The following is a 22,777-nucleotide window of genomic DNA, read 5'->3' as shown; positions in this document are numbered from 1 at the left end:
CGGGGCTCCATCAGTCGTTTCCTGCCGTCGAGGCGCGCGCGGCGCGTCCGCGCGGGCCGTTGAAGTAGGCCTGTACCCAAGGATGGTCCAGCCGTTCCAGCTCTGCCACCGGCGCGGTGGCCAGCACGCGCCGGTCGGCCAGCACGGCCACCCGGTCGCAGATAGCGTAAAGCGTGTCGAGATCGTGGGTGATCAGGAACACGGTCAGCCCCAGCGCGCGGCGCAGAGTCAGGATCAGTTCGTCGAAGGCGGCGGCGCCGATCGGGTCCAGCCCCGCGGTGGGTTCGTCGAGGAACAGCAGCGGCGGATCCAGTGCCAACGCGCGCGCCAGCGCGGCGCGTTTGCGCATGCCGCCCGACAGCTGCGATGGCAGCTTGTCCACCGCGTCGGCCGGCAGGCCCGCCAGTTTCACCTTCAGCAGGGCCAGCTCGTAGCGCAACGACTCCGGCATCCCGGGGTAGTACTCCTTCAACGGAACCTGCACGTTCTCGCCGACGGTCAGGGACGAGAACAGGGCGCCGTCCTGGAACAGCACCCCAGTGTTGCGCTCGATATGGCGGCGCACCGCAGGGTCCGCCGACTGCGCGTCCATGCCCAGCACCTCGATGCGGCCGGCGTCGGGCCGGCGCAGCCCCAGCACCGAGCGCATCAGCACCGACTTGCCGGACCCCGAGCCGCCCACCACGGCGAGGATCTCTCCGCGTCGCACGTCCAGGTCCACGCCGTCGTGCACCACCTGTTCGCCGAAGCGGTTGACCAGGCCCTGCACGCGGATCAGCGGCGCATCGCCAAGTGCGGCGCCGTCGCTGGTGCGGATGACGGTGGTATCGGCCACGATCAGTAATCCATCTGCATGAACCACAGCGCGGCGAAGGCGTCGATCACGATCACCAGCGAGATCGCCTGCACCACGCTGGAGGTGGTGCGCTCGCCCAGCGACTGCGCCGTGCCCTGCACCTGCAGGCCCTCCAGGCAGCCGATCAGGCCGATCACCAGCGCGAATACCGGTGCCTTCACCATGCCCACCACGAAATGGCGGACCTGCATCGTCTCCTGCATGCGGGCGAGATAGGCGGCGGCGGGAATGTCCAGGTTGAATGCACCCACGGCCATGCCGCCCAGCAGGCCCGCCATCATCGCGATGAAGGTCAGCAGCGGCAGCATCGCCAGCAGCGCCAGCACGCGCGGGATCACCAGCAGGTCGATCGGGTCCAGCCCCAGCACGCGGATCGCGTCGATCTCCTCGCCGTTCACCATCATGCCGATCTGCGCGGTGAACGCGCTGGCGGTGCGGCCGGCCAGCAGAATCGCGGTCAGCAGCACGCCGAACTCGCGCAGGAAGGCCACGTTGACCAGCTCCACCACGAAGATGGTGGCACCGAAATCCGCCAGCACCATGGCGCCGAGGAAGGCGATCACCGCGCCCACCATGAACGACAGCAGCGCGATCAGCGGCACGGCGTCGAGGCCGATCTGCTCCATGTGGTGCACGGTCGCGGTCAGGCGGAACCGTCCGGGAGCCTTGAGCAGGCGCAGCAGCTTGGCCTGCACCTCGCCGAAGAAGCCCACCAGCGCCACCACCTCGCGGGTGTTCGCCACCACCGCGCGGCCCAGCCGTTCCAGCGCGGCGCGCACGCCGTATTCGCGCTTGCCGGTGGGGCGGTCGTCGTGGACGTCCTCGATCGCGTCCACCAGCGGCTGCTGGTCGGGACGGAAATGCAGCGCCGTGTAGTCCAGCCCGCGGCGGTCGGCGAAGCGCAGCAGCTGCAGCACGCCCAGCGTGTCCAACCGCTCGCAGGCGCGCGCGTCCACCGCCACCACGTCATCGGGCGCCTCCGCCAGCGCGGCGGCGATGTGGGCGGCATAGCGCAGCGTCCAGCGGCCCTGCAGGCGCAAAGTGGCGGCGTCCCCATCGGCGATGCCGGCGGTGGGCGCGAAGCGGTCGGTAGCCGGGCTCATGCGGGTCCAAGCTTACGCAATGCGGCGTTGCCATGTGCATGCAGCGCCGGCCATGCCATGCTTGCACCCATGCCAACCCCCATGACCGACGCGACCTACACCGAACGCATCGCCTTCGTGGTGGACCTGGCCCGCCACCTGCATGCCTATGGCACCACCGCGCAGCGCATGGAGGGCGCGATCGAATCGGTCGCCCGCCGGCTGGCGTTGGACTGCCAGCCCTGGTCCAACCCGACCGGGGTCATCCTGGCGTTCAGCGACCCGTTGCGCCCGGCCGGCGAGTCGGACACCACCCGGGTGATCCGGCTGGGGCCGGGCGATACCCACCTGCGCAAGCTGTGCGAGGCCGACCGGATTGCCGAAGAGGTGATTTCCGGGCGCATGGGGGTGTCGGCCGGGCGCGCCGCCCTGGGCAATCTCGACCGCCCCGACTCGCGCCGGGCGCGCGCCATGCAGGCGGTCGGTTTCGCGCTGGCCTCGGCGTCGGTGGCCGGGCTGCTGCGACTGCCCTGGCTGGACATCGCCACCTCGGGCGCGATCGGGTTCCTGATCGGCCTGCTGGCGCTGGCGGCGCAGTCGCGGCCGCGCCTGAGTGAAGCCTTCGAGGCTTTGGCCGGCCTGCTGGCCGGTGCGGTGGCGATCCTGGTCAGCAGCGTGGTGGGGCCGTTGAACCTCAACACCGTCATCATCGCCTCGCTGATCGTGCTGCTGCCCGGCATGTCGCTGACCCTGGCCGCCAACGAGCTGACCAGCCGCCACCTTGTCTCCGGCACCGCCCGTTTCGCCGGGGCGCTGATGGTCATCGTGACCCTGACCATCGGCACCGCGATCGCGCTGGGTGTGGCCAACGCTGCGGGGGTCACGCCACAGGTGCGGGCCCTGCGGCCGCAGCCGGAATGGGTGGTGTGGTGCGCGCTGGCGGTGGCGGCCTACGCCTTCGCGGTGCTGTTCCGCGCGCATCGGCGCGATTATCCGCGGGTGATGGCGGCGGTGATCGGCGGTTATCTGATTTCACGCTTCTCGGGCGAATGGCTGGGCCCGCCTGCCGGGGTGTTCCTGGCGGCGCTGGCGGCGACCGCCGCGGGCAACGCCTACGCCCGGTGGTTCAACCGGCCTGGCGCGCTGCTGCGCCTGCCCGGGATCATCATCCTGGTGCCCGGCAGTATTTCCCTGCGCGGCGTGATCTCGCTGGTGCAGTCGCAGGATCTTGGCGCTGGCGGGGCTGCGGCAATGGCGGCCCTGAATACGCTGATGGCGCTGTTGGCCGGCTTGATCTTCGGCAACCTGCTGGTGAGCGCACGCCGCAACCTGTGACGCGGCCGGCGCTTGGGAAGGGCGCACACGCATCCACCGCTTGCGCGATCGCTGCGTGGCCGGCCATCCATGGCCGACGCAAATCTCCCGGATTGCCCGGAGATGCCCTTGCGCCGGCGGCGCGGTGAAAACGGCAGACGCCGGCGCAAGGCCGGCGTCCGCGGGCAGCAGCCAGGGTGCGGGACGTCTCCGCAGGATGCGGGGATGGCGCCGCGACGCTGGATTACTTGATCAGGAATTCCTCAAGCTTGCGGCCCTTCGCGATTTCCGCCGCCACCCAGCGGGGCTGGCGGCCGCGGCCGGTCCAGGTCTCTTTCTCGTTGGCCGGGTTGCGATACTTCGGCGGCACCTTGCCGGTGCTGCGGCCCTTGGCAGCCTTGCGTGCCTTCTTCGGTGCGGCCGCGCTGGCGCCGCTGGCCTTGCCGTAAAGCTCTTCGAAGGTCCAGCCGGCGCTTTTCAGCAGCTTGGCCACCGCGGCCTTGGTCTGCGCGGCGGGCTTGCGCTTGGCCAATACCTTGCGGCGGCTGTTGGCGCGCTTGATCAGGGCGGCAAGTTCCTGCGGGCTCAATTGTTCGATATTCAGGCTCATGGGTATCGTTGCTTCTTGATAGGAAAAAGGGAATCCGCTCCTTGGATTTGCGGATGATACGCGCCCGTCATTCCATAGCCAATATAGGTTCGTGAATCGGCAATACCCGCCGGGCGGCTGCCCGCATCAGGGGGAATCCCAGAAATCCCATCCTGGTGTTGTCAGCCCACGCCGGGCCCGGCACATCGCCATGCCGGGCGCCAACGAATCCATCCTTGCGTCATCGATGTGTGGTCGACGGGTGGTCGGCCATCCGCGGCCGGCAGGATTGCCCGGATTGTTCGGAGAGTCCTCAGCCGCGCAGGCGGGCGAGCAGGGTTTCCCGATCCAATTGTTCGGCCTCCTGCGCCGTGCGGGCGCGATATTCGAACGTGCCCGCTTCCAGCCCGCGCCCGGAGACCACCACCCGGTGCGGAATCCCGATCAGTTCGATGTCGGCGAACATCGCGCCCGGACGCAGGCCGCGGTCGTCCAGCACCGTATCGATTCCGGCGGCATTCAATTCCGCGTGCAGGGATTCCGCGGCGGCGGCCACCGCCGGGTCGTTTTTCGGATTGATCACGCAGATGGCCACCTGCCAGGGCGCCATTGCCGGCGGCCATAGGATACCGGCGTCGTCGTGGTTCTGTTCGATCGCCGCCGCCACGATGCGCGACACGCCGATGCCGTAACAGCCCATGGCCGGGTGTACCGCCTTGCCGCTGGCGTCCAGCACGGTGCATTGCATCGCTTCGGAATATTTGCGCCCCAGCGCGAACACATGGCCGACCTCGATGCCACGGGCCAGACGCAAAGTGCCGTGGCCATCCGGCGAGGCATCGCCTTCGACGACGTTGCGGATATCCGCGACTTCCGGTTCCGGCAGGTCGCGGCCCCAGTTCACGCCGGCGATGTGGAAGCCGGGCCTGTTCGCGCCAACCACGAAGTCGGCCATGGCCGCAACCGTGCGGTCGGCCACGACGCGAATGGGCTTCTTTGCCCGCAGCGGGCCGAGAAACCCGGATTCGCTGCCCAGGTAGTCCTGCAGTTCCGCCTCGGTTGCCAGCCGGTAGTCGGCCAGGCCGGGGAGTTTCGCCAGCTTGATCTCATTCACCGCGTGGTCACCGCGCACCAGCGCCAGCACGAACTGGGGCTGGCCGTCGGCATCGGCACCGATGACCGCGACCGACTTGACGGTGCGCTGCAGCGGGATGCCCAGCAGCGCGGCCACGTCCTCGCAGGTTTTCTGGGTAGGGGTTTCGACATCGCGCAGGGGCTCGGTCGCGGCGGGACGCGGGCCCGGCGCCACGGCTTCCGCCAGTTCGACGTTGGCGGCGTAATCGGACTGCTCGGAAAATGCCAGCGCGTCCTCTCCCGAATTCGCCAGCACGTGGAATTCATGCGAGGCGCTGCCACCGATCGCGCCGGTGTCCGCGGCCACCGCGCGGAATTCCAGCCCCAGGCGGGTGAAGATGCGCGAATACGCGTCGTACATCTTGCGGTATTCGGCATGCAGCGAATCGTCGTCGATATGGAAGGAATAGGCATCCTTCATCACAAATTCGCGCGCGCGCATCACCCCGAAGCGCGGCCGGATCTCGTCGCGGAACTTGGTGGTGATCTGGTAGAAATTCAGCGGCAGCTGTTTGTAGCTGGCCACTTCCTGGCGGAAGAAATCAGTGACCGCTTCCTCCGCGGTGGGGGTGAAGCAATATTCCTGCTCCTTGCGGTCGCGGATCTTCAGCAGCTGCGGGCCGAATTTCGCCCAGCGCCCGGTTTCCTCCCACAGCTCCTTGGGCTGGATCGAGGGCATCGCCATCTCGATGGCGCCGGCGCGGTTCATTTCCTCGCGCACCACGTTTTCCACCTTGCGCAGCACCCGCAGTCCCAGCGGCGACCAGGTGTACAGGCCCGCGGCCAGCTTGCGGATCATGCCGGCCTTGAGCATCAGCTTGTGGCTGACGATCTCGGCGTCGGCGGGCGTCTCTTTCTCGGTGCGGAGGTGGAAGTGCGACAGGCGCATGGCGTTCTTGCGTGGGGAAAACCCGCATTCTGCCACGCGCCGCTGCGTGATCCGCGGGGAAGCTCAGGATTTGCCGCCGTCCACGGCGATCCCATCCCGGGGGGTGCGGGGGATGCGCTCGTAACGGCGGCCCTTGGGCGGCTGGTCGGTGACATGGAGGTTGCCGGCATCGTCGCGCCAGCGGTACAGGGTATCGGCGCGCCTGGCCTGGATGGCGGCGGCTTCGGCGGCAGCCTTGTGTGCCTGCTCGCGGCGCGGCATTTCCACGGTCAGCCACCACCATGCCGCCGCGGCCAGAGCCACCGCCACCAGCACCATCCCCAGCTGCTTCATGCCCCGCCCTGTGTGCAGAATGCCTTGACCGCGGCCTGGTTGAGTTCCAGTTGCGCCTTGCGCTCGTCGGCGGTCAGGTTGCGATCCGGTTTGCCGTCGCCGTTGGTGTCGATGCCGATGGCGGCCCCACCCTGCAGGCGCTCGAGGTTGGCGCGGGCATTACTGCACTGCGCGTTCTCCGGCGCATTGGCCGTCTTGGGCGCCGGCTGGCCATCTTTGACCTCGATGTCGCGGGCCTGGTGCGGCTGCTTCGGGGCGACATCCGTGTAGTGGGTCACGCCGTTGGCGTCCTTCCACTGGTAAACGCGCTGCTGCTGGGCGGGCGCGGGCGATGCGGCCGCGGCCAATGCCAGCGCGAGGGCAAGAGGGTGGAGAAACGGCATGCGGGCGCTCCGGGGGGAATGAGCATCGATTGCAGCACCGCGCCGCCGCCGCCGCAAGTCCGTAAACTGGCGCAATGGAAAAGACCCCTCCCTCCGAAAACCGCCCGCGCGCGATCTACCTCCTGCCCAATCTGTTCACCACGGGGGGGTTGTTCGGCGGCTTCTTTGCCATCATCGCGGCCTCGCAGGGGCGGTTCGAGGCCGCCTGCGTGGCGATCTTCGTGGCCGCCGTGCTGGACGGCCTGGATGGCCGGGTGGCGCGGCTCACCAATACTCAGAGCGAGTTCGGCGTGCAGTACGACTCGCTGGCCGATCTGGTCAGCTTCGGCATGGCCCCGGCCATGCTGATGTACCACTGGGCGCTGCTGTCGCTGAAGTTGGACGGGCCGACCTTGGGCAAGATCGGCTGGCTGGCGGCCTTCCTGTATGCCGCCTGCGCCGCGCTGCGCCTGGCCCGCTTCAACAGCCAGGTGGGCAAGGTGGACAAGCGCTGGTTCGTGGGGCTGGCCAGCCCTGCGGCTGCCGGTCTGGTGGCCAGCTTCGTGTGGACCTGCCAGGACTTCGGCTGGTCCGGAGGGGAGCTGCGTTATGCGGCGCTGGCGCTGACCGTGGTGGCGGGCCTGCTGATGGTCAGCCGGGTGCGCTACACCAGCTTCAAGGGCAGCGGCAGCGGCCCGAAGGCGGACCGCGTGCCGTTTTTTGCCCTGGTGCTGGCGCTGGCGGTGCTGATCGCGCTGTGGATCGCGCCGGCGGTCACCCTGCTGGCGAGCAGCGTGCTGTATGCATTGTCCGGGCCGCTGCTGTGGCTGCGTCGCCGCTGGCAACCGGGGCAGGACGCTGCGGCGTGAATTGGGATCCGTTCCAGCGGGCGGCTTTGGCCGAGTTGGGCCTCGTCCTGTACCGGGGGCCGGGGGCGGCGCCGGCGTTGCCGCCTGCCGGGATCGGGGAGGCTGTCGCGCCAGCCGCGGCCGGTATCCCCAGCGATGCCATGCTGGCCCGCCTGGCGCGGGCCGCGCGCGTCGCCCCGGAGGCCCTGTGCGACCACGCCGACATCCTGGCCGCTGCCGCCGGGTTGCGGGGGAATGCCGCGGCCAAGCGGGCGCTGTGGCCGCGCCTGCGCGCCCTGCGCCGGGGCCAGCCATGAGTCTTGCGCAGGGTTACCGGGCCGATACCGCCATCACCCTGCGGCCCATGCGCGAGGCCGACCTGGACGCGGTGATGGAGATCGAGCTGCGCGCCTATCCGTTTCCCTGGTCACGCGGCATCTTCCGCGACTGCCTGCATTCCGGCTACGCCATGTGGGTGCAGGAGCAACAGGGCGTCATCGTCGGCTACGGCGTGCTGAGCATCGCCGCCGACGAAGCCCACGTCCTCAATCTTTGCACCGCCCCTGGCCACGAGGGACAGGGCCTGGGCCAGCGCATGCTGCAAGCACTGCTGAAGATCGCGCGCGGCCACCGCGCCCAGCGGGTGTTCCTGGAAGTGCGGCCTTCCAATCCAAGGGCGATTGCCCTGTACGAGCGCACCGGCTTCAACGAGATCGGCCGCCGCCCCCGCTACTATCCCGCCCACGACGGCCGCGAGGATGCCATCGTCATGGCGATGGAGCTGCTGGACTGAGCGCGGCGTCCACGGCGGCTTAGAATGCGCGCCATGGACATCTTCAAGAGCTTCACCCTCGAGGCCGCGCACCGCCTGCCCAACGTGCCGGAAGGGCACAAGTGCGCGCGCCTGCACGGGCATTCGTTCCGGATCGAGCTGCACGTCGAGGGCCAACCCGATCCGCACACCGGCTGGGTGATGGACTTCGCCGACCTCAAGGCGGCGTTCATGCCGCTGTACGAGCGGCTGGACCATCACTACCTCAACGACATCGAGGGGCTCGAGAACCCGACCAGCGAACGCCTGGCCCAATGGATCTGGGCGCAGATGAAGCCGCGCGTGCCGCTGCTGTCGGAGGTGGTGGTGCACGAGACGTGTACTTCGGGCTGCCGCTATCGCGGTTGACCCGGTTCCCGTGGCGGCCGGCGATCACTGACGCCGCCGCGTGTGCGTTGTGTCAGTGCGACAGGGTGGCCTGCAGGGCTGCGCGGACCTGGGCGAATTCCCCGACGATGCGTGCCACCGCGGTGACGGGGTTGGCCAGGGTGCCGTCGCGTGCACCGTGCTCCAAGTCGCGCGCGGCATCGGCCAGGGTCGTGGCGCCAACGTTCGCGCTGGACGATTTCAGCGTGTGCGCGGCGACGCGCAGCGCGATGGGGTCGTTGCTCGCGGCCGCACGCTCCAGCTGCGCGATCAGACGCGGGGCGTCCTCCAGGTAGACGGTGACAATCCGGTCCACCTCCGCGCCCAGCACCTCGCGCAGTTCGCCCAGCACGCCGCCGTCCAGCACGGGCGGCGAGCGCTCCGCCAGTTGTGCCGGCGGTGGCGGGCTGTCCGGCACCGCCAGGTTGGAGCCTTTCCAGCGCGCCACGCATTGCTCCAGTTCGGCGCGGGTGACCGGCTTGGCCAGGTAGTCGTCCATGCCGGCGTCGAGGCATTTCTGGCGGTCCCCTGCCATGGCGTTGGCGGTCATCGCCACGATCGGCAGGCGTCGCTCGGCGCCGCGTTCCTGTTCGATCTCGCGCCAGCGGCGGGTGGCCGCATAGCCGTCCAGCACCGGCATCTGGCAGTCCATCAGCACCAGGTCGTAGTCGCCGCCGTCCAGCTTTTCCAGCGCCGCCTGGCCGTTGCCGGCGGCGTCGCACTCCACGCCCAGCACCTGCAGCAAGCGCTGTGCGACCATCAGGTTGACCGGGTTGTCCTCCACCAGCAGCACCCGCGTCTTGCGCTGCGGCATCGCGCGCGGCGGGCGGGGCGCCGGCTCCGGGTGCGCTTCGTGGTGCGACCACGACACCCCCGAGGCCGACAGCACGGCGCGCAGATCCGCGTCCTCGATATTGCGCGGGACGATGGTGGCCGACAGCGGCAATTCCAGCGAGGTCACGTCGTCGCCACGCAGGTAGACCAGGCGCGCGTCGCCGTACTGGGCGCGACGCTCCATGTTGCGGGCCAGCGACAGCGCGGTGCTGCGGATGCTGGACAGGTCGGCCAATACCACCGAGTACACCCAGGGCTCGCCCTGCGCGCGCGCCTGGCGCAGGCGCTCCAGTGCGTCGTGGGTGTTTTCCACGGTGGTCACGCGCAGGCCCCAGTTGGGCAGCAGCAGGGTCAGCCGCATGCGCAGGCGCTGGTCGGTGGTGATCAGCAGCACGCGCCCGCCGTGCAGGTCTTCCTGCTGGCTGGGCATGTCGCCGGCGACCTTGAGCAGCGGGATCTCGAACCAGAACGTGGACCCCATGCCAGGTTGCGACTCCACCCCGATCCGGCCGCCCATCAGTGAAACGATGCGGTGCGAGATGACGAGGCCCAGGCCGGTGCCGCCGTACAGGCGGGTGGTGGAGGCGTCGGCCTGGCTGAACGGTTGGAACAGGCGTTCGCGGGTGGCCGCATCGATGCCGATGCCGGTGTCCTGTACCTCGAAGCGCAGCTGGTGCTGGGCCGGGGTCTCGCCGATCCGCCGCACCTTCACGGTCACGCTGCCGCGTTCGGTGAACTTGATGGCGTTGCTGATCAGATTGGTCAGGATCTGCCGCAGCCGCACCGGGTCGCCGCGCACGGGCAGGCGCACCGAGGAATCGATGAACAGGGTCAGGTGCAGGTTCTTGGCCTCCGCCGGGCGCTCCATCAGCGTGATCACGCTGTGCAGCAGCTCGCGCAGGTTGAAGCCGGTGGTTTCCAGCTCCAGCCGGTCGGCCTCCAGCTTGGAGTAGTCCAGGATGTCGTCGACGATCCGCAGCAGCTGCTGTGCGGAGGCGCTGGCAGTGCGCAGGATCTCCTGCTGCTCCATCGTCAATCGTGAACTTGCCAGCAGGTCCAGCATCGGGATGATGCCGTTGAGCGGCGTGCGGATTTCATGGCTCATCGTGGCCAGGAACTCGCCCTTGGCCATCACCGCCGATTCGGCTGCCAGCTTGGCGCGGGTCAACTCCGCTTCCAGCTGGGTATGCCGGTCGATTTCCTTCTGCAGTGCGCTGATTTCCTCCGCGCTGCGACGCCCCTGTTCCTGCTGGATCTGCAGTTGGCGCTCGCGGCCATGTACGGCAAAGGCAAGGGCAACCGTGGCAAACAGCGCCAGCAGGGCCAGCACCAGCGCGATCATCTGCCAGGGCCCCTGCACGCCGAACTGCTCCACCAGCAGCGCCAGCGATGCACCTCCGGCCGCGCCCAGCGCCAGCCAGCGGGCGGTCAGCAGGTTGAAGCCGCGGGCATCGTCACCGTTCACAAAGTCGCACTCCGGAAGTCGAAGTCCAGCGCCTGGTCGGGGCCCTGGACCAGATTGCCCTGGATGAAGTCGATGCCGGCCACCCACAGCGCTGCAGCGGCTTGCGGGTCTTCCACCGCCTGGCCAATGACCTGCAGGCCCAGCCGGTGCGCACGGTCGATGATGTCGCGCATCTCGTCGTGCAGCGCCTGCGGCAGGGGCGATTGGGCGAAGTCCGCGGACAGGCGCAGATAGCCCAGCGGCAGTTCCTGCAGCAGCTGGTTGGCATCCTCGCCGCGACGGAACTGGCTGAGGCAGAACTGCACTCCGACCGGCACCAGCTGCTCGCAGAACTGCTGCAGCAGGACCACGTGCACGATGGCGTCGTCCAGGCGCAGGTCGACCACCAGCGATGGCGGGTCCACGCTGTGGCGCTCCAGTGCCTCCTGCAGCCAGCCCACGTAGCTGTCCTGCGCCAGCGTGCTGGGTGACTGCGAGACGAACAGGCGCAGGGGGCGGCTTTCGGCGCGGCGCTGCTGCAGCAGCAGCAGCGCCTGCTCCATCACCCAGCGATCCAGCTGCGGCATCAGGCCGGCGGCCTGTGCGACTGGCAGGAACTCCGCGGCCTTGCGCACGTTGCCGTCCGGGCCGTGCATGCGCACCAGCACCTGGAACTGGGCATCGTCGCCGCCTGCCACCGCCACCACCGGCTGGAAGGCCAGGTACAGCCGATCGCTGCCCGGCACCAGCGCAGCGCGCAGCTCGTCGACGATGTCACCGGCAACCACGGCACGGGTGGGGGCGTAGGCAGCGATGCCGATGGGCGAGGCCTGCGCCTCGCGCGCGGCATCCTCGCAGGCCGCCAGCACTTCACCGGCGTCGGTGAAGCCGTGCTCGAAGGTGGTGTAGCCCAGCGTGCAGCGCAGCCGCAGGGTTTCGCCTTCGACCGCGAAGTCGTGGTAGCCGATGCCATCGCGCAGGCTGCGTGCGTAACTGTCCAAGGCGGCGCGATCGCCGCTGCGCATCACCACCATGAATGCGTTGTCGCTCAGGCGCGCGGTGATGTGCTCGCCCGTCAGGGTGCCCAGGTAGCGGCCGGCGTCGTTGATCAGTGTCTCGAAGGCGGCAAGTCCGTAGTGCTTGCGCAGTGCTGCGGCGTTGCCCAGCTCGACCAGCAAAGCCCCGCCGGATTTGCCCTGCGCCAGCTGTGCGGCCAGCGCCCTCATCAGTGCGGGCCGGGTGTACAGGCCGGTGACCGGGTGGCGATCGCTTTCCACCGGGGCCTGGCGGCTGGCGGCCAGCGCGCGCGCGCGCTTGACCCGGCTCTGCACAGCGGCGACCAGGTGACGCGGCCGCACCGGCTTGACGATGTAGTCGTCGCCGCCCTGCTCCAGGACTTCGACCTGGCGATCCGGGTCCTGGTCCCCGGTCAGGAACACCACGGGCGTGTGCTCGAAGCGCGGATGCTCGCGGATCTGCGCGGTCAGTGCGGTGCCGCTGGAGCCGGGCAGGTGCAGATCCATCAGGACCAGATCGGGGTCGAAGCGCTCCATCGTGCCCATCACCCGTTCCGGCACTGCCACCACTTCGGCCTGCATGCCGGCGCCGCGCAGGATCGCCTCCGCGAAAACCGCCTGGCTGCGGTCGTCCTCCACGATCAGAACGCGGTAGGGGGTGGCGTCCGTGGCGGCATTCTGCGGGCCGGTCATGCTGTGGCTCCCGCGGCACTGGACCGGACGAGGGCCGGTACAGGGGGTATGGCGAGACTGGAGGGCATGGCAGCAGCGAAAGGCATGGTGGGGGATCTGCTAGTCATAGACGGCAAACGGTACTACGGACGGCCGGGACGGGGGGAGGGGGCGGTGCCGCGCAGGCGGGTCAGCGCGCGCAGCGCATGCCGGCCCAGCCACCAGGCCAGCAGGGCCAGGCCCAGGCTGACGGCGATGGCGGCGCCCAGCGCCAGCCACGGGTGGTGGAACGCCAGCAGCAGCGCGCCGACCACCAGCGCGTCCTCGGACAGCGAGGCCATCCAGTTGGTCACGGGCTCGGGTGACACGTTCAAGACCCCCCCGGGTGCCCGCCTTCAGTGCATGGCTGGCCAGCGCCACGCCGGCGCCGGTGGCCAGCATCCCGGTGCCCAGCGTACCGTCCGCCGACAGTGTGGCTGCTGCGAGGAATGCACCGGCCGGGATACGCAGCAAGGTCTGCAGCAGATCCCAGACCGAATCCACGCCCGGCAGCTTGTCGGCGAAGAATTCGCCCGCCGCCAGCGCGCCGGAGATGCCGAGTACCCATGGCGACTGCGTCACCTGCAGCGCCGGCGGCAGCGCCAGCCAGCCCAGCAGCCCGGCAATGCCGACGCCGAACACCGTCAGGTAGGCGCGGATACCCGCCAGCCAGGCCAGCAGCACGCCAATCGCGAACACATGGGCCGTTTCCATCCGGGATGAGGCTCCGAAACCGGCACGGGGCGGTCCAGTCTAACCGCGGAGCCGCCTTGACGCAGGCGCGGCCCCGATGCGATACCGCCGCGATGGACCTGCCATCGCCCTTGCAGCGCCTGCGCCACCGCGGCCATCCGGGTATCGCGCTGGGGTTGCTGGTGGGCGCTGCCCTGCTGCTGGGGGTGTGGGGTGCCTGGCGCAGCTTCGCGCCGGCCCCCGCCAATGCCCGCGAGCGGCTGGCCCTGCAGGCGCGCCGGATCGAAGCACTGGCGCAGGCGAACGCCACCCTGGCCCGTTCCGACCAGATCAGCCGGCAGGCCAATGCCGCGCTGCAGAACACGCTGGCCGAGCGCGACGAGGAGATCGCCGGCCTGCGTGCCGATGTCGCCTTCTACGAGCGCTTCGTGGGGCCCACCGGGCAGCGCCGCGGCCTGTCGGTGCACGCATTGAAGCTGCTCCCGCAGCGCGACCCACAGCTGTGGCATTTCGTCGCCACCCTGACCCAGAACCTCAACCGCGGCGCGATCAACAGCGGCCGCCTGCAGCTGGCGATGGAGGTGACCGACGGCGGCAGCATGCGGCGGCTGGACTGGACCGTCCTGCGCCAGCAGGCGGGGGCGGCGGACATCGCCTATGCGTTCCGGTATTTCCAGCGGGTCGAGGGCGATATCGTGCTGCCCCGCGGGGTGCGCCCTGTGCGGGTGGTGGTGCGGCTGTTGCCTGACGCCGGGGCGACCGTGGAGCGGGCCTTCACCTGGAGCGAGGCCACTGCGGCGGATGCTCCCGGTGGTTGAATCGGCGCTCGATGCGCCCCATGCTGGAGGCATGGAACTTGTCATGCTTGACCAAGCCGCGCCGTCCCCGCCCCCGGCGCCGCTGGGCTTCACTCCTGCCGCCGCCGCCAAGGTGCGGGAATTGGTGGCCGAAGAGGGCAACGCCTCGCTGAAGCTGCGCGTCTACATCCAGGGCGGCGGCTGTTCCGGCTTCCAGTACGGCTTCGAGTTCGACGAAGGCCAGAACGAGGACGACCTGGCCATCGTCACCGACGGCGCCACCCTGCTGGTGGACCCGCTCAGCCTGCAGTACCTGATGGGCGCGGAAGTGGACTACAGCGAGTCGCTGGCGGGTGCGCAGTTCGTGATCCGCAACCCCAACGCCAAGACCACCTGCGGCTGCGGCAGCAGCTTCACAGTGTGAGCATGGCGCCGGCCCCGGGCGCCTCGCCTTTCGCGTTCGTCGACGGCGCGCTGGACCGCGCCGACTATCTCCGCGACGACCCCGCCGCGCTGCAGGCCCTGTGGCCGCAGGCCGGCGTGATTGCGCTGGATCCGTCGGGCCGTGCGCCCATCGACCCCACCGGCCACCTGTTGGTGCTGGAAGGCGCCACTGTCGCGGCCGATCCGGGTGATGCGACGTTCCTCGGCCTGCGCGACGGCCGCGCCTGGTTCAGCGTGGCTGCGTCGGCCGACGACACCACGCCCCGGATCGACCTGCGCAAGGCCGCGGCCACCTGGCCGGCGTGGCAGGCCACCTTGTTCGCCCAGGCGCGCGCGCTGCAGCACTGGCATCAGCGCCACCGCTTCTGCGCGGCCTGTGGCGGCGCGCTGCGCTTCGTCCGCGCGGGCTGGCTGGGGCGCTGCGATGCCTGCGGCAGCGAGCACTACCCGCGTACCGACCAGGCCATCATCGCCGCCATCACCGACGGCGAGCGCTTGCTGCTGGGGCGCCAGGCCACCTGGCCGGCGCGGCGCTGGTCGGTGGTGGCCGGCTTCGTCGAGCCCGGCGAGACGCTGGAGCAGACCGTGGCCCGCGAGGTGCGGGAGGAAACCGGCGTGCGCGTGCGCCCCGGCACGGCGCGCTACCTCGGCTCGCAGCCGTGGCCGTTTCCCGGCTCGCTGATGCTGGGGTTCATCGCCGAGGCCGAACCCGACGCACCCCGTGCCAGCGAGGAGCTGGAGGACGCGCGCTGGTTCGATGCGGAAGAGGTCCGCGCCGGGCTGGCCCGCGACTGGACCGAGGCGGACGCGCCCGGCGAGGGCATCGTGCTGGCACCGCCGATTTCCATTGCCCGCCACGTCATCCGCGCCTGGCTGGACGCCTACGACGCCGCGCGTGCCGCCTGCTGAGGAAGGTCTGAACAACCGCATCCGGGCGTCATCAGCCCACATCGGCCCGGCATATGTCCGGGCCCGGCTCACCCGCACCCATCGCTTGCGCGATCGATGCGGGGCGGGCCATGCATGGCCTTCATGCATGGCCTTGAGGAATCTCCGCCGTTGTTCGGGGATTCCTCAAGGCGCCCACGCTCTACACTCTGCGCATGGCCGTCACCCTGCTTGCTGTCATCGTTGCGCTTGCCATCGGGCATCTGGCGCCCGCGCTTGCGGCGCGCATGCGCCAGTTCGGCTGGTTCCGCAGCTGGCTGCAATGGCTGTACGGCCAATTCCCCGAGCACGGGTTCTGGCGCGGGCCCTACGGCATCGCGCTGGCGCTGGCGGTGCCGCTGCTGCCGCTGGCGCTGCTGCAGATCGGCGCATCGCGCGCCCTGTGGGGCCTGCCGGGCCTGCTGTTGGGCGCGGCGGTGCTGGCCTGGTGTTGGGGGCCGCGCGACCTGGATATGGATGTGCGGGCCATCCTCGATGCGCCGGACGCCGCTGCCCGTCGTGATGCCGCGGCCCGCCTGTGGCCGGACGGCGAGGCGCCCCGGCTGGACGGCCCGGCGCCGGTCGAGGCGGTGTTCCGCAACGCCCTGCAGCGCTGGTTCGCGATGCTTTTCTGGTTCTGTGTGCTGGGGCCGGTCGGCGCCTTGCTGTACCGGCTCAGTGCGCTGGCAGCGCGTGACGCCAGCGCCAGCTTGCCGCCGGCCACCCGCGACGGCGCGCGCGGGTGGGTGGCCCTGCTGGAATGGCCGGCGGTGCAGCTGGTGGTGCTGCTGCTGGCGCTGCTGGGCAACTTCGACAGCGTGGCTGCGGCCTGGCGCGAGCCGGGCGCGTTGGCGCTCGACGGCCGCGTGCTGGGCACCGCCGCGCGCGCCAGCGTGCGCAGCGAGATCGCCGAGGAGGTGGCCGACTACACCGAATCCGGCATTCCGGCGGCCACCGCGCTTGCCGAGGTCTTCGGCGAACTGCCCGAGCTGCGCGACGCCATGCGCCTGGTTTGGCGGGTGCTGGTGCTGTGGCTGGCGCTGCTGGCGCTGCTCGTCGTGGCCGGCTGGGTGGGTTGACGGGCCTAGGCCGCGTCGCCACGCAGTGCGCGCACGCGCGCCTCCAGCAGGGCGGCGCTGGCGTTGGCTGCGGCGATCGGTTCATCCGCCACCACCTCGATATGCGCACGCAGCCGGCGCGGCAGGCGCATGCGGCCCAGACGTGAGTCACGCCGGCTCCACATGCTGCCCCACATGTTGCGCAGCGCCATCGGCACCACCGGCACGTCCTGCCCGCGTGCGAGCGCCCGCGCTAGGATTTTTTCCACCCCGGGTTTGAACGGCGCGATTTGCCCGTCCTTGGTCAACGCGCCTTCGGGGAAGATGCAGACCAGCTCGCCCTCGGCCAGCGCCGCGTCCACCGCGTCGAAGGCGCGCTGCATGATCTCGGGGTCCTCGCGCGCGCCGGCAATCGGGATTGCCCTGGCGGTGCGGAAGATCCAGCGCAGCACCGGGATGTTGAAGATCCGGTAATACATCACGAAGCGCACCGGGCGCGGGATGCAGGCCGCCAGGATCAGCGCGTCCATATAGCTGACGTGGTTGCACACCAGCAGCGCCGCGCCTTCGTCCGGGACGTGCTTTTCGATGCCGTGCAGCTTCAGCCGGTACAGCGTGCGCACCAGCAGCCAGCTGAGAAAACGCATGAAAAACTCGGGCACGATGCTGAAGATCCACACCGCCACCAGCGTGTTGGCGATCGCCAGCGCCAGGAACACCTGCGGGATGGTCCAGCCGAGGTAGCGCTGCAACGCCAGCCCGATGCCGGCGGCGGCAACGATGAACATCGCGTTCTGGATGTTCATGCCGGAGATCACCCGCGCCAGCTCGTGCTTTGGCGTGCGGCTCTGGATCAGCGCGAACAGCGGCACCACGAAGAAGCCGGTGAACAGGCCGATGCCGGTCAGGTCCAGCATGATCCGCCAGGTGCCGGGCGCCCGCACGAACTCCATCACCGACAGCCCCTGCGCCAGCGCCTGCCCGGGACGGGCGAAGTACAGGTCCAGCAGGAAGGCGCTGACGCCGAACGCGCCCAGCGGCACCAGGCCGATTTCCACCGTGCGCCCGGACAGCTTCTCGCAGGACATCGAGCCGATGCCCACGCCTACCGAAAACAGCGCCAGCGCGAAGATGTAGAGGTTCTGCGTGCCGCCCAGGTTGGCCTGCGCATACACCGGCAGCTGCGCGGTCAGCACGGTGCCCACGAACCAGAACCAGCTCACCCCCAGCACCGCGTTGCGCACCGCCAGCTGCCGGCGGGTCAGCTGCCAGATGCGCCACGACTCGCGCAGCAGGTTCCAGTCCACCTTCAGCGTCGGGTCGCCCGCATCCACCTTGGGGATGCGCCGCGCCACCGTGTTGCCGGCAATCGCCATCAGCACCACCGACACCGCCGCCACCTGCGGGCCGTGGTCGCCGGCCAGCTGGAAGATCAGCCCGCCGAAGATCATGCCCACCAGGATGGACAGCGAGGTGCCCATCTCCACCAGCCCGTTGCCGCCGGTGAGTTCTTCCGGCTTCAGCACCGAGGGCAGGATCGAATACTTCACCGGCCCGAACAGGGTGGACTGCAGGCCGGTGCCGAACAGCGCCACCAGCAGGATCGGCATGCTCTGCAGCAAAAAGCCCACCGCCGCCAGCGACATCACGATGATTTCCATCGTGGTGGTGATCACGATCAGCCGCTGCTTCTCCAGCTTTTCCGCAATCTGCCCGGCGGTGGCCGAGAACAGGAAGTAGGGCAGGATGAAGATCGCCGGTGCCAGGTTGGCGTACAGCCCCATCTCCGCGCTTCCCACCGCCATGTACGCCAGCAGGCCGATGATCGCCTGCCGGTACACGTTGTCGTTGAACGCCCCCAGCGCCTGCACGATGAAATAGGGCAGGAAGCGGCGCTGCCTGAGCAGGTCGAACTGCGAATGAGCCATGGCATCCCCCGAACGGTTTGCCGGAGGATAGCGGATGCCCGCGTCAGTACCCGCCGAAGCTGCCGGCCGGCCCTGGGAACACCACCGGGCTTTCGCTGCCGTCCTTGGCGACGGCGGCAACACCAAAGAACGCGTCGTCGATGATGGTGTTGTGCAGGGTGACATGATCGACGTTGCCCACCCAGCGGCTGTGGGTCCACTGCGGCGCGGTGGTGTCGCGCCAGTACACCCGATAGCCGGCCAGTTGCGGCGCCTGCGCGGCGGGTGGGCGGGTCCAGCGCAGCGTGGTGTCGGGGCTGACCGCGCCTTCGATGCGCACGTCGGCCGGCGGCGGTGGTGCCGAGGCCAGCGCCGCCAGCGTCACGACGTTGAGCGCGGTGAGCTTGGCGGCGTAAGCGAAGTCCACGCCGTCGAGCGTGTCGCCATAGTGGCGCACCCGGCCATCGGGCAGGGTTTCGGTACGCACGTCCTGATGCTGGCGATCGTAGTGCTCGTGCGCTTCCATCACCCGCACCGCCGGGAAGCCGGCTTCATTGAACGGGCGGTGATGGCCGCCGCGACCGAAGCGATCCATCCGATACACCATCCGCACCGTGAGGTTGGGCACATGCGAGGCCATGCGTGCGATGTAGCGCGCCAGGTTGCGGCTGGGCGAATCCAGCTCGCCGCCGGTAAAGCGGCGCGCGCGGGCTTCTTCGGCGGTTTCGGTGGCGCGGGTGCCTTCCGAGAACACCCGCGCGGTGCTGTTGTCAAACACGCCGTCGATGCCCTGGATATTGCCGATCATGTCGTTGTTGAGCACCGCCTCCACCCGCCAACCCTGCCGCTTGGCTTCTTCGGCCAGAAACTTGCCGCCGTACAGGCCCTGCTCCTCGCCGGCCAGCGCGGCATACACGATGGTCGCCGGGAACCGGTGGCGGCTCAGCACCCGCGCTGCTTCCAGCGTGCCGGCCAAGCCGCTGGCGTTGTCGTTGGCCCCGGGCGCATCGGAGGTGGCATCCATCACATCGCTGGCGCGCGAGTCGATGTCGCCGCTCATGATCACGTAGCGGTTCGGATCCGCCGTGCCGCGTTGGATGGCAATCACGCTGACCACCTCCACCGGCCCCGGAATGCGCGGTTCGCCCTGCACCATGCCGCTGACATAGCGCACCTCCAGGCAGCCACCACAGGCCTTGGAGATGCGGGTGAACTCGTCGAACACCCAGCGTCGCGCCGCCCCGATCCCACGCGTCGGCGAGGCCGTATCCGACAGCGTGTGGCGGGTGCCAAAGCCCACCAGCGTGCGCACGTCGCGTTCGATGTTGGCCGCCGACGGCGCGGTGCCCAGGGTATCGAGCAGCGGCAGGTCGGATGGCGGCGGCGCGTCCTGGGCGGCAACGGCCGCGGTGGCCAGGGTCAACAGCAGGGCAGGCAGCAGGCGCATGGCAGTTTCACCAGCGGGAGGGGAAGTGGGGAAGTGCAAGCCTACCCGGCCATGCCGGCCAATGCAGCCGGCGTGGCATAGTGAAAGGCACAGGAGGGAACCGATGCCACTGAGCCTCAACGAGATCCGTGAGCGTGCCCGCGCGTTTGCCAAGGAATGGGCCGGCGAGTCCAGCGAGCGCGCCGAGGCGCAGAGCTTCTGGAACGAGTTCTTCAACGTGTTCGGCGTCAACCGCCGGCGCGTGGCGGTGTTCGAGCAGAAGGCCGCCCGCTTCACCGGCAGCCGCCACGGCCGCATCGACGTGTTCTGGCCCGGCGTGATGCTGGCCGAACACAAGAGCGAAGGCCGCGACCTGGACGCCGCGTTCGAGCAGGCCACCGATTATTTCGCCGGGCTGAAGGACGCCGAGTTGCCGCGTTACGTGCTGGTCTCGGACTTCCAGCGCTTCCGCCTGCACGACCTGGAAACCGGCGAGCGCAGCGACTTCATTCTTTCCGACCTGCACAGGCAGATTGGCCGCTTCGGCTTCATCAGCGGCTACCAGACCCGCAGCTACAAGGAAGAAGATCCCGTCAACGTGCAGGCCGCCGAGCGCATGGGGCGGCTGCACGATGCGTTGAAGGCAGCAGGCTTTGATGGCCACCCGCTGGAAGTACTGCTGGTGCGGCTGCTGTTCTGCCTATTTGCCGATGACACCGGCATTTTCCTGCGCCAGAGCTTCCACGACCTCATCGCCCAGCGCACCCGCGAGGACGGCAGCGATCTGGGCATGTGGTTGGAGCGCATCTTCCAGGTGCTCAACACGCCACCGGAAAAGCGCCAGTCCACGCTGGACGAGCAGTTGGCGGAACTGCCTTACGTCAATGGCCGGCTGTTCGAAGAGCGGCTGCCGCTGGCCGACTTCAACACGCAGATGCGCGGCCTGCTGCTGGACGCCAGCACGCTGGACTGGAGCCGCATCAGCCCGGCCATCTTCGGCGCCATGTTCCAGTCGGTGATGGACGCCAAGGCCCGCCGCAACCTGGGCGCGCACTACACCAGCGAGAAGAACATCCTGAAGCTGATCGGCCCGCTGTTCCTGGACGGCCTGAAGGCGGAACTGGACAAGGCCGGCAACGACGAGAGGAAACTGGCGCAGCTGCACCGCAAGCTGGCCACGCTGACCTTCCTGGACCCGGCCTGCGGCTGCGGCAACTTTCTGGTGATTGCCTACCGCGAGCTGCGTGCGCTGGAGCTGGACATCCTCAAGCGCCAGTTTGCCACCCAGCAGTCGGTGCTGGCGCACGTGCAGGACCATGTGCTGGTGGACGTGGACCAGTTCTACGGCATCGAGATCGAGGAGTTTCCGGCCCAGATCGCGCAGGTGGCGATGTGGCTGATGGACCACCAGATGAACCTGCGCGTGTCCGAGCAGTTCGGCGAAAACGTGGTGCGCCTGCCGCTGAAGAAGTCCGCCACGATTGTCCATGGCAACGCGCTGCGGATCGACTGGAACGACGTGGTGCCGGCGGAGCGGTTGAACTTCATCCTGGGAAATCCGCCGTTCATCGGGCATCACTACCAGAGCGAAGAGCAGAAGGCCGATCAAGCGAGGGTGCTGCACGAGATCAGGGGTAGCGGGGTGCTGGATTTCGTGTCGAACTGGTACGTCACAGCCACCAACTACATTGGTGATCGATCAATTCGGGCGGCATTCGTATCAACCAATTCGATCACGCAAGGAGAGCAGGCGGGATTGTTGTGGGGCCTGCTGCTAAAGAAGGGGGTGCGGATCTTCTTTGCGCACAGGCCCTTTCAATGGAGCAACGAAGCGCGTGGAAAAGCGGCTGTGCACTGTGTGATTATTGGTTTCGCGAATTATGACATTTCACCAAAGCGATTGTTTGACTATCAGGAAATACGTGGCGAGCCGCATGAGCTTTCAGTCACAAATATCAATCCGTATCTAGTCGATGCGGCCGATGTGGTGCTAGAGAATCGAGGTCGGCCGATCTGTGACGTGCCGAAGATGTTGTGGGGTAATAAGGCTACTGACGGTGGTAATTTCGTGCTTTCGCCCGCTGAGAGGGATGTCCTCTTACAGAAGGAGCCTGCTGCTGCTAGTTACATTAGAAGGTATGTCAGTAGCGAAGATTTTCTTAATGGTGAGTTGCGCTATTGTCTTTGGTTGAAAGATATTGAGCCGGATGAACTTAGGGTTATGCCTGAGTTGGCCAGTCGTATCGAGGCCGTGAGGCAATTTCGCCTGAAAAGTAAAGCGGCCTCAACTAGGGATTACGCGAAATACCCGACTCTCTTCAGGCAAATTGCACAGCCGGAGTCATCCTACTTGGCCGTGCCGAAAACTTCGTCAGAGCGGCGTACCTACATCCCTATTGGGTTCATGTCCAAGGATGTCATTGCTGCCAGCGAGATTTTCACGGTTGCTGGCGCGGGTCTTTATCACTTTGGTGTGATGACATCTCTCATGCATATGGCGTGGGTCAAGAGCGTCTGTGGACGACTCAAGAGCGATTATCGCTATTCCAGCACTATTGTTTACAACAACTTCCCCTGGCCCGACCTGAGCGATGACGACAAACATCGCGCCGCGATCGAAGCCGCCGCCCAGGCCGTGCTCGACACCCGCGCCCAGTTCCCCGACGCCACCCTGGCCGACCTCTACGACCCGCTCACCATGCCGCCCGCGCTGGTCAAAGCACACGCCGCGCTGGACAAGGCCGTGGATGCCGCGTACCTGGCCGCCGAAAAAGCCGCCGGCCGCAAACCGCCCCGGCTGACCACCGATGCCGAGCGCGTGGCCTTCCTGTTCCAGCGCTACCAGGCCCTGACCAGCCTGCTGCCGGCGGACACGTCGAAGAAGGCAGCGCGCAAGCGCGCGTAAGGCGGCAAGG

General features: G+C 68.4%; 20 protein-coding genes and 1 pseudogene. 10 read left to right on the top strand and 11 right to left on the bottom strand.

Translation table 11 applies throughout. The annotated features are described in order from the left end of the window. Window positions 1–10: 10 nt before the first annotated feature. A complete protein-coding gene (locus ACK4SG_RS07570; protein WP_409601116.1) occupies window positions 11–835 on the bottom strand; it encodes an ABC transporter ATP-binding protein in 825 nt (274 codons plus the stop codon). 2 nt (window positions 836–837) lie between these two features. Continuing rightward, window positions 838–1,959 carry an MlaE family ABC transporter permease gene (locus tag ACK4SG_RS07565; RefSeq protein ID WP_409601115.1) on the bottom strand — a complete coding sequence of 374 codons (1,122 nt, stop codon included), beginning with the start codon at window positions 1,957–1,959 and terminating at the stop codon, window positions 838–840. Window positions 1,960–2,016: 57 nt separating this feature from the next. Here ACK4SG_RS07565 and ACK4SG_RS07560 point away from each other — a divergent pair, with 57 nt between their 5' ends. After that, the gene (locus tag ACK4SG_RS07560; RefSeq protein WP_409601114.1) at window positions 2,017–3,273 is read left to right on the top strand and encodes a threonine/serine exporter ThrE family protein; all 1,257 of its coding nucleotides are present in this window, start codon (window positions 2,017–2,019) and stop codon (window positions 3,271–3,273) included. Between the two features lie 223 nt (window positions 3,274–3,496). Here the strand turns inward: ACK4SG_RS07560 and ACK4SG_RS07555 are convergent, their stop codons facing one another. The 4 genes from ACK4SG_RS07555 to ACK4SG_RS07540 all read right to left on the bottom strand — a co-directional run bounded on the left by ACK4SG_RS07555 (window position 3,497) and on the right by ACK4SG_RS07540 (window position 6,580). Then, a complete protein-coding gene (locus ACK4SG_RS07555) occupies window positions 3,497–3,862 on the bottom strand; it encodes an H-NS family nucleoid-associated regulatory protein (protein ID WP_409601113.1) in 366 nt (121 codons plus the stop codon). A 292-nt stretch (window positions 3,863–4,154) separates the two neighbouring features. Then, the gene (locus tag ACK4SG_RS07550; protein WP_409601112.1) at window positions 4,155–5,864 is read right to left on the bottom strand and encodes a proline--tRNA ligase; all 1,710 of its coding nucleotides are present in this window, start codon (window positions 5,862–5,864) and stop codon (window positions 4,155–4,157) included. Window positions 5,865–5,927: 63 nt separating this feature from the next. After that, window positions 5,928–6,197 (bottom strand): DUF4124 domain-containing protein, encoded by a 270-nt coding sequence (locus ACK4SG_RS07545; protein ID WP_409601111.1) that lies wholly within the window; start codon window positions 6,195–6,197, stop codon window positions 5,928–5,930. Further along, window positions 6,194–6,580: a DUF4124 domain-containing protein gene (locus tag ACK4SG_RS07540; RefSeq protein WP_409601110.1), complete on the bottom strand. Its 387-nt coding sequence runs from the start codon at window positions 6,578–6,580 to the stop codon at window positions 6,194–6,196. Before ACK4SG_RS07540 ends, ACK4SG_RS07545 begins: the two co-directional genes overlap by 4 nt. Before the next feature lie 74 nt (window positions 6,581–6,654). On the opposite strand from ACK4SG_RS07540, the gene pssA reads away from it, so the two are divergent. The 4 genes from pssA to queD are packed head-to-tail and all read left to right on the top strand — an operon-like array spanning window position 6,655 to window position 8,587. Continuing rightward, the gene (pssA, locus tag ACK4SG_RS07535) at window positions 6,655–7,428 is read left to right on the top strand and encodes a CDP-diacylglycerol--serine O-phosphatidyltransferase (protein ID WP_409601109.1); all 774 of its coding nucleotides are present in this window, start codon (window positions 6,655–6,657) and stop codon (window positions 7,426–7,428) included. Continuing rightward, window positions 7,425–7,724: a hypothetical protein gene (locus tag ACK4SG_RS07530; protein ID WP_409601108.1), complete on the top strand. Its 300-nt coding sequence runs from the start codon at window positions 7,425–7,427 to the stop codon at window positions 7,722–7,724. Before pssA ends, ACK4SG_RS07530 begins: the two co-directional genes overlap by 4 nt. Further along, entirely contained in the window at window positions 7,721–8,200 is a 480-nt protein-coding gene (gene rimI, locus ACK4SG_RS07525) for a ribosomal protein S18-alanine N-acetyltransferase (protein ID WP_409601107.1), read from the top strand. Before ACK4SG_RS07530 ends, rimI begins: the two co-directional genes overlap by 4 nt. 33 nt (window positions 8,201–8,233) lie before the next feature. Continuing rightward, on the top strand, window positions 8,234–8,587 hold the full coding sequence (gene queD / locus ACK4SG_RS07520; RefSeq protein WP_409601106.1) for a 6-carboxytetrahydropterin synthase QueD: 354 nt from the start codon (window positions 8,234–8,236) through the stop codon (window positions 8,585–8,587). Window positions 8,588–8,639: 52 nt separating this feature from the next. Here queD and ACK4SG_RS07515 read toward each other — a convergent pair whose 3' ends face one another. The 3 genes and pseudogenes from ACK4SG_RS07515 to ACK4SG_RS07505 form a co-directional block, all read right to left on the bottom strand. Further along, entirely contained in the window at window positions 8,640–10,856 is a 2,217-nt protein-coding gene (locus ACK4SG_RS07515) for an ATP-binding protein (protein ID WP_409601353.1), read from the bottom strand. Between the two features lie 44 nt (window positions 10,857–10,900). After that, a complete protein-coding gene (locus tag ACK4SG_RS07510; RefSeq protein ID WP_409601105.1) occupies window positions 10,901–12,592 on the bottom strand; it encodes an EAL domain-containing protein in 1,692 nt (563 codons plus the stop codon). Between the two features lie 122 nt (window positions 12,593–12,714). Continuing rightward, window positions 12,715–13,324 (bottom strand): annotated as a pseudogene (locus tag ACK4SG_RS07505) (DUF4126 domain-containing protein). Between the two features lie 92 nt (window positions 13,325–13,416). Between ACK4SG_RS07505 and ACK4SG_RS07500 the strand changes: the two are divergent. The 4 genes from ACK4SG_RS07500 to ACK4SG_RS07485 all read left to right on the top strand — a co-directional run bounded on the left by ACK4SG_RS07500 (window position 13,417) and on the right by ACK4SG_RS07485 (window position 16,550). Beyond that, entirely contained in the window at window positions 13,417–14,121 is a 705-nt protein-coding gene (locus ACK4SG_RS07500) for a DUF6776 family protein (RefSeq protein WP_409601104.1), read from the top strand. 31 nt (window positions 14,122–14,152) lie between these two features. Beyond that, window positions 14,153–14,524, top strand: coding sequence for an iron-sulfur cluster insertion protein ErpA (gene erpA / locus ACK4SG_RS07495; protein WP_409601103.1), 372 nt, complete (start codon window positions 14,153–14,155; stop codon window positions 14,522–14,524). A gap of 2 nt (window positions 14,525–14,526) precedes the next feature. After that, window positions 14,527–15,453: an NAD(+) diphosphatase gene (gene nudC / locus ACK4SG_RS07490; RefSeq protein WP_409601102.1), complete on the top strand. Its 927-nt coding sequence runs from the start codon at window positions 14,527–14,529 to the stop codon at window positions 15,451–15,453. 194 nt (window positions 15,454–15,647) lie between these two features. Next, a complete protein-coding gene (locus ACK4SG_RS07485) occupies window positions 15,648–16,550 on the top strand; it encodes a hypothetical protein (RefSeq protein ID WP_409601101.1) in 903 nt (300 codons plus the stop codon). Window positions 16,551–16,555: 5 nt separating this feature from the next. On the opposite strand, the gene ACK4SG_RS07480 is transcribed toward ACK4SG_RS07485, so the two are convergent. Together ACK4SG_RS07480 and ACK4SG_RS07475 are read right to left on the bottom strand one after the other, a co-directional pair. After that, window positions 16,556–18,457, bottom strand: coding sequence for an MFS transporter (locus ACK4SG_RS07480; protein WP_409601100.1), 1,902 nt, complete (start codon window positions 18,455–18,457; stop codon window positions 16,556–16,558). 43 nt (window positions 18,458–18,500) lie between these two features. After that, on the bottom strand, window positions 18,501–19,883 hold the full coding sequence (locus tag ACK4SG_RS07475; RefSeq protein WP_409601099.1) for a M28 family metallopeptidase: 1,383 nt from the start codon (window positions 19,881–19,883) through the stop codon (window positions 18,501–18,503). 103 nt (window positions 19,884–19,986) lie between these two features. Between ACK4SG_RS07475 and ACK4SG_RS07470 the strand changes: the two genes are divergently transcribed. Further along, the gene (locus ACK4SG_RS07470; RefSeq protein WP_409601098.1) at window positions 19,987–22,767 is read left to right on the top strand and encodes a DNA methyltransferase; all 2,781 of its coding nucleotides are present in this window, start codon (window positions 19,987–19,989) and stop codon (window positions 22,765–22,767) included. Window positions 22,768–22,777 lie beyond the last annotated feature (10 nt).

The organism is Thermomonas sp., from assembly GCF_046293095.1.
Classification (GTDB): domain Bacteria; phylum Pseudomonadota; class Gammaproteobacteria; order Xanthomonadales; family Xanthomonadaceae; genus Thermomonas.
Note: the sequence above shows the minus strand (reverse complement) of the source record. Positions and strands in the feature narration are given on the sequence as shown.